We start from the raw sequence: 4,200 nt of genomic DNA, 5'->3' as shown, positions 1-4,200 counted from the left end.
TGATAATTGACAATTGATTAATTGGGTCTAAGACCTCTTCGTTTACGAAGAAATTAAAAAAGATTTTCCTTAATTTCAATCCTCTTCTTTTAAGGAGAGGTCATTATCCATTGTTCATTATCCATTGTCAATTTGTGAATTCCCGGCTATACTATGTTTTTGATCATCCCAATCTAGATGTTTTACCCCCCATTCATGCATCGCCTCAAGAATCGGTTTGAGACTCTCGCCTAATGGTGTCAAAGAATACTCAACTTTTGGCGGAACTTGCAGATAAACCTGCCGATGTACAATACTATCGGCTTCCAGTTCTCGCAATTGTTGCGTCAGCATTTTCTGGGTAATACCATGTAAAGCCCGATGTAACTGACCAAAACGCTTCACCTCTTCAAATAATTCCCGCAGAATCAAGACTTTCCAACGACCGCCAATAACCTCTAGTGTGCGTTCTACAGGACAAGTGGCGCGTTCACTCTCTACGCTTTTGGTTGCCATAGTATCTTTTTGGTAACTAACTTACTTTAAAGTGCATACTTCCCATAATAGCTGTATGGGTTTTATAGTTGAACTATACAAAATCTAATGTTTTGAGAAAACACTGACAAGCAAAAGGACAAAGGACAAATGATTAATATTCGCAAATCTCAAGAACGAGGACATGCTAATCACGGTTGGTTAGACACCTATCACACCTTTTCATTTGCTAACTATTACGATCCGAACGCTATGGGATTTCGTACCCTGCGGGTTATTAATCAGGATCAGGTTAGTCCGGGTGCAGGATTTGGTACTCACGGACATCGGGACATGGAAATCATTACCTATGTTTTAGATGGAGCGCTAGAACATAAAGATAGTATGGGAAATGGTTCCGTGATTTATCCAGGTGATGTACAACGGATGAGTGCAGGTACAGGTATCCGCCATAGTGAATTTAATCATTCAAAGACAGACTCAGTTCACTTGTTACAGATTTGGATTTTACCCGATAAAAATGGACATAATCCTAGCTATGAACAGCATAACTTTGGCATCACCAAGCATCCCGGACAGTTTCATTTAATTGCTTCAGGTGATGGGAGAGAAAAATCCCTAACAATTCATCAGGATGTAAACTTATATGCAGCCATCTTGACAAAGGGCGATCGCATCACTCATTCTCTGGCACCTCAACGTTATGGTTGGCTACAGGTAGCGCGAGGTAGGATTACGGTTAATGGGTTAGCTTTAGAGTCAGGTGATGGTGCGGCTTTGAGTGAGGAAACAGATGTGGTGATAGCCGCGACAACCGATGCTGAAATTTTACTCTTTGATTTGGCATAATCTGACAGATGGGGAGTGCATGCGGTAAGAGAGATCCCCCCAACCCCCCTTAAAAAGGGGGGCTTTCAGAGAATTTGTTGAAACAGTAAAGCGACTTTATCCAAATCTTTATCTCCGGGAGATCGCTCAACGCCACTCGATACATCAATCCCATTGGGGTGCAATCGTTTCAGCGCTTCGAGAATGTTCTCTGGGGTTAAGCCGCCAGCCAGAAACCACGGTAAAGGGGGATGAAATTCAGCCAGGGTTTCCCAATCGAGAGTTTTACCGGTACCCCCTAGCATCTGGGGATGGTAAGCATCCAGTAACAAGGTATCGACGTAATTGACATAGCGATAGGCTAAGTGTAAATCATCCGGGGTTTTCACTCTCAGGGCTTTGATCATTTCAATCTCAGGTAAGAATTGCCGCAGTTGGGTGCAAAATTCGGGGGATTCATTACCATGGAGTTGGATGGCACTCAATCTCCCTGAGGTAACCGTGGCGCAGATTTCTTTAACCGAGGCGTTGGCAAATACGCCGACTGTATCCACCGATATCGTCAACGAGTCTACAATCGATCCGATTTGATGGGGGGTAACATAACGGGGAGAAGCCTGGACACAAATGAATCCTAGGGCGGTTGCACCCATTTGCGCGATCGCTTGTCCTTGTTCTGGTTTGGTAATGCCGCAAATTTTTACCCGCATCGATAACAATGTTCTAGTTTTATCGTCAAATTGTTAAATATTAAAACATTTTGTTAATTTTCTCTCCAGAATTTTTTATTATTTGTTCAATTGTGTCTGTTTATCAAGCAAAGGAGAATATACAATGCTTAACATAATATTCGCGGCGGTTCAATCCACTGTACCTCCAACCCCCTCATGGACACCCACCGTTGGGCTAGTGATGATTATCTGTAACCTGGTGGCAATTGTTGTAGGTTACTACGCGATTCAGAATCCTGGCGTAGGACCCGATTTACCCCTGCCTAAACCTGCCATTTTCAAGCGTTTCGGTGTAACTGAACTGTTGGCGACGGCTAGTTTGGGTCATCTTATTGGTGCGGGTGTGATCTTGGGATTGACAAACGCGGGAGCGCTCTAAGTTGGGAGGCTCAGATCCCCGGCTTGTTGAAGCAGTCGGGGATCGAAAAGCTGATATCGTAGAATACGGCAACCCCTAGTCTAGGTAAACGCACAGGAAGAAAAACGTTGGTACAGTCAAATTGGCGAATTGGCTCCTTATTCGGAATACCATTCTTTATTGACCCATCGTGGTTTTTTATCTTAGCCCTAGTCACCTTCATTAAGGCGGGGAATTTCGATGGGAGTTTTCAGTCAATTTCCGCCTGGAGTCTGGGGTTGGTGATGGCGCTATTATTGTTTGCCTCAGTGTTATTGCATGAACTGGGGCATAGTTTAGTGGCGCGATCGCAGGGAATTAAGGTAAATTCGATTACTCTGTTTATCTTTGGCGGCGTGGCGGCGATTGATCGGGAATCCCAGACTCCGGGTGATGCGTTTCAAGTCGCGATCGCAGGTCCTCTGGTTAGCCTCTGCCTTTTTGGTCTATTCTATGGGTTAACTCAGGCACTGCCGACGGAAAATCTGGGATATCTGGTGGCGGCGGATCTGGCAAGAATTAATCTGGTATTAGCCCTATTTAATTTAATCCCTGGATTACCCCTTGATGGTGGACAAGTTCTCAAAGCGGCAATCTGGAAGCTGACGGGGAATCGCTTGCGCGGGGTGCGTTGGGCTGCACAGGCGGGGAAACTGATTGGCTTTTTCGCGATCGCGCTATCCGTAGGACTGGCTTTATTAACTGGAGTCTGGACAGTGCTTTGGTTGGCGTTGATTGGCTCTTTTGTGTATCGCAATGCCAATGCTTATGATCGCCTGACAATCTTACAAGAAATCTTACTCCAGCTTCAAGCCTCTGATGCCATGACCCGCGATTTTCGTGTCCTGGATGCCACAATGAGCTTACGGTCCTTGGCGGATGAGTACATTCTGGCAGATATTCAGACGCATAAGCCCTATTATGCCGCGTCGGAGGGACGTTATCGCGGTTTAGTCAAGATTCAAGATTTACAAACAATTGAACGCAGTCGCTGGGAAATGGAGTCCCTGGAGAGTCTGGTTCACCCGTTATCGGAGATTGCCACAGTCGAGGAGAAAACCCCGTTAATAGAGGTGATTAAGACTCTCGAAACCTGTCAGCTAAAGCATATTACCGTACTTTCTCCCGCCGGCGCGATCGCGGGTGTTATTGACCGAGGCGATATTGTCGGGGCTGTTGCAGGGCGTCTGAATCTGCCGATTTCCCAGGAGCAAATCCAGCAGATTAAGGCAGAGGGGAGTTATCCATCCTGGTTAAAACTTTCTGCGATCGCTCAAGCGACAACTTCATAGAAGGCACAATGAAAATTGACTATAGTTTTGTATAAAATAATTAGTTAAACACTCTATCAGTTATGGCGATTTGAAAATGTTCTAGAAGCGGGACAAGTTCACCACGGGTATGACTGTCTTTATGTGCCGCAAGTGGGTTATGTTACCGGGGACTTAGATGTGCATGATGTGGCGGTAGTCGATCCCCCCCAGCCCCCCTTAACATGGGGGGAGCAAGAGGTTCCCCCCCTTTTGAAGGGGGGGTTAGGGAGGGATGATCCCATCTTTGTCAATACCCTATTTAGCTGTTTGGCGACAGTGAGCAAAACCCATAGTTTTACTCCGGTGTGGCAACCGCCGTTTATCAATGGATAATTAATAATTGATAATTGACAATTGATTAATTGGGTCTAAGACCTCTTCGTTTACGAAGAAATTAAAAAAGATTTTCCTTAATTTCAATCCTCTTCTTTTAAGGAGAGGTCATTATCCATTGTTC

The 4,200-nt window shown here is 45.1% G+C and carries 5 protein-coding genes and 1 pseudogene; 4 read left to right on the top strand and 2 right to left on the bottom strand.

Annotated features, from left to right (window positions below; translation table 11 throughout):
- Positions 1 to 117: 117 nt before the first annotated feature.
- Positions 118 to 495: a winged helix-turn-helix transcriptional regulator gene (locus RLO19_RS24455; protein ID WP_446360002.1), complete on the bottom strand. Its 378-nt coding sequence runs from the start codon at positions 493 to 495 to the stop codon at positions 118 to 120.
- 129 nt (positions 496 to 624) lie between these two features.
- On the opposite strand from RLO19_RS24455, the gene RLO19_RS24450 reads away from it, so the two are divergent.
- Entirely contained in the window at positions 625 to 1,323 is a 699-nt protein-coding gene (locus RLO19_RS24450; RefSeq protein WP_446360001.1) for a pirin family protein, read from the top strand.
- A gap of 65 nt (positions 1,324 to 1,388) precedes the next feature.
- Here the strand turns inward: RLO19_RS24450 and RLO19_RS24445 are convergent, their stop codons facing one another.
- Positions 1,389 to 2,012, bottom strand: a complete 624-nt coding sequence (locus RLO19_RS24445) for a phosphoribosylanthranilate isomerase (RefSeq protein ID WP_446360000.1) — start codon at positions 2,010 to 2,012, stop codon at positions 1,389 to 1,391.
- 124 nt (positions 2,013 to 2,136) lie between these two features.
- Here RLO19_RS24445 and psaK point away from each other — a divergent pair, with 124 nt between their 5' ends.
- The 3 genes and pseudogenes from psaK to RLO19_RS24430 form a co-directional block, all read left to right on the top strand.
- Complete coding sequence (gene psaK, locus RLO19_RS24440) at positions 2,137 to 2,412, top strand: photosystem I reaction center subunit PsaK (RefSeq protein WP_446338957.1); 276 nt, start codon at positions 2,137 to 2,139, stop codon at positions 2,410 to 2,412.
- 107 nt (positions 2,413 to 2,519) lie between these two features.
- Positions 2,520 to 3,722, top strand: coding sequence for a site-2 protease family protein (locus RLO19_RS24435; protein ID WP_446359999.1), 1,203 nt, complete (start codon positions 2,520 to 2,522; stop codon positions 3,720 to 3,722).
- Positions 3,723 to 3,770: 48 nt separating this feature from the next.
- Positions 3,771 to 4,070, top strand: a pseudogene (locus RLO19_RS24430) (DUF4915 domain-containing protein); the annotation flags it as partial.
- Positions 4,071 to 4,200: the final 130 nt, after the last annotated feature.

It is taken from the genome of Coleofasciculus sp. G2-EDA-02 (assembly GCF_040226375.1).
GTDB lineage: Bacteria > Cyanobacteriota > Cyanobacteriia > Cyanobacteriales > Coleofasciculaceae > Coleofasciculus.
This window is presented reverse-complemented; position numbering and strand designations above follow the sequence as displayed.

Bases quoted from the DNA above. Each gene is read 5' to 3' on its own strand.
- RLO19_RS24455 (WP_446360002.1), bottom strand. From the start codon at position 495: ATGGCAACCAAAAGCGTAGAGAGTGAACGCGCCACTTGTCCTGTAGAA.
- psaK (WP_446338957.1), top strand. From the start codon at position 2,137: ATGCTTAACATAATATTCGCGGCGGTTCAATCCACTGTACCTCCAACC.
- RLO19_RS24445 (WP_446360000.1), bottom strand. From the start codon at position 2,012: ATGCGGGTAAAAATTTGCGGCATTACCAAACCAGAACAAGGACAAGCG.
- RLO19_RS24450 (WP_446360001.1), top strand. From the start codon at position 625: ATGATTAATATTCGCAAATCTCAAGAACGAGGACATGCTAATCACGGT.